Annotated in this window: 1 protein-coding gene; it reads left to right on the forward strand. The window is 74.0% G+C overall.

Annotated elements, in window-relative coordinates; all coding sequences use genetic code 11:
• Positions 1-1,514, forward strand: a 1,514-nt coding sequence (locus AB0H87_RS17235) for a hypothetical protein (protein ID WP_360145767.1), incomplete at both ends; no start/stop codon positions are given.

Here is a 1,514-nt window from a genome sequence, read left to right on the forward strand (position 1 = left end):
CCGTCGGAAGGCGCCGCCGGCCGCGGCTCCGTCACCGACCGCACTGCGCCGTCCGAGTGGGACCGCTCGGGAACGCCCGACGCCGGCCAGGCCGACTCACCGTGGAGCCGTGCCGCGGTAGCCGGCTCCACCGACCCGGACCGCGACCACAACCCCAGCCACAAGGCCGCGGTGGCGGCGGGCTGGGACGGATCCGCGGCGGTCGCCGACCAGGACGAGGGGTCCGACGGCCTGGTCGGGGTCAAGCTGAAGGAAGGCGAACGCTCCAGCCTGCGCCCGAGCACGCCGACCGGGACGCCGACCTATGAGGGCACCGGGATCGAGGACACGGCCGTCCTGCCGAAGATCGGGCAGGCGATGCAGACCCAGCGGATCTGGACGACGCGCCCCGAGCCGCCCGAGGACGAGGAGGAGCGCGCCGACCACGAGGACGAGAAGGCGAAGAAGAACAAGAAGATCGACGTCACCAGCCTGCTCGACGTGGGCATGAAGCTGCTCCCGGAGCTCGACCCGGACGTACCCGACGGCCCGGTCACCAACGCCCGCTGGGCCGCCCTGGTCCGCTCGGGCGCGCGCCGGATGATCTGGACGCTCCCCGCGGCCGGCGTGGTGGCCGCCGCGGCCTCGCTCGGCGCCATTGTCGGCGGCGGCCCGGCCCACTACCTCAGCGGTGAGTCCCCGTTCCGCCTGATCGCCTGGGTGACCAGCGTCTGGCTCGCCATGGTCGCGATGATCGCGCTGGTCGGCGTGCTCTCCGCGGTACGCAGCCGCGCCGCCGCCGTGTTCGGCCTCATGCTCGGCATCTTCGGCGGCGTCTCGATGCTGATGTTCGCGGCGGTCCCACCGGCCACGCCGATCTGGGGCCTGAGCGCGAAAACGCTGGCGCTGACCTGCGCGGGCATCTACAGCGCGGGCTGGATGGCCATGGGCTGGGCGGTCTTCCGCTCGCGCATGTTCGCCCGCGGCGACGGCCTGATGCTCATCTGCAGCGGCCCGATGGTCGGCATCGCCGGCCTGTGGATGTCACCGTTCCACACGACCGGCGCCCTGTTGCTGTTCGCCGCGGGCCTCGGCATCGCGTGGAAGTCCGGCAGCACCCTGCGCGCGGTCCGGGCGGGCCGCGCCCCGGCCCCGGCCGACCCGAGGCTCGACCTGGCGGAGATCCGCCCGCGCCGGGCCCGACGCGAGCAGCAGCCCGGCAAGCCGAAGCCGGCCAAGCCGCCGAAGCGCGGAAAGCAGTCGGAGCAGAAGTCGACGGACCGCAAGCCCGCACCCGGCCCGCACACGCGCCCGCCGGTGGCCACCGGCCGCGCGGAGGTCACCAAACCACCGACCCCGTCCAACAACAAGCCGACCCAACCGGCCAAGGACGAGAAGCCCGCGCCGTCCCGGCGTCCCGGGAAGCGCCGCCTCCGCCTGGGCGCGAAAACGAGGGAGTCGGCGCCGCCGGATGATGATGGAGCGCAGCGGGGTGGCTACGCCGACCCGGTCCTCGACCTCGTTGCCGACCGGGC

This window comes from Asanoa sp. NPDC050611, from assembly GCF_040654855.1.
Taxonomy (GTDB): domain Bacteria; phylum Actinomycetota; class Actinomycetes; order Mycobacteriales; family Micromonosporaceae; genus Asanoa.